The following is a 259-nucleotide window of genomic DNA, read 5'->3' as shown; positions in this document are numbered from 1 at the left end:
CGAACGGCTGGATCGGCACGTGGTTCGCGGCGCACGGTTTCGACCTCGCGTTCAACGCGCGCGGCATCGTGATCGCGCTCACGTTCGTGGGCCTGCCCTTCGTCGTGCGAACCTTGCAGCCCGTGATCGAAGAACTCGGCACCGAGGAAGAAGAAGCAGCAGGCCTGCTCGGCGCTTCGCGCGCGGCGACCTTGCGGCGCGTCGTATGGCCCGCGTTGCGCCCGGCGCTGATGACCGGATTCGGCCTCGCGTTCGCGCG

At 69.1% G+C, this 259-nt stretch carries 1 protein-coding gene; it reads left to right on the top strand.

Annotated elements, in window-relative coordinates; translation table 11 throughout:
* Positions 1-259, top strand: a 259-nt coding sequence (locus R2R70_RS21255; RefSeq protein ID WP_410979088.1) for an ABC transporter permease subunit, incomplete at both ends; no start/stop codon positions are given.

This window comes from Cobetia sp. SIMBA_158, from assembly GCF_046566945.1.
Classification (GTDB): Bacteria; Pseudomonadota; Gammaproteobacteria; order Pseudomonadales; family Halomonadaceae; genus Cobetia; species Cobetia amphilecti.
Note: the sequence above shows the minus strand (reverse complement) of the source record. Positions and strands in the feature narration are given on the sequence as shown.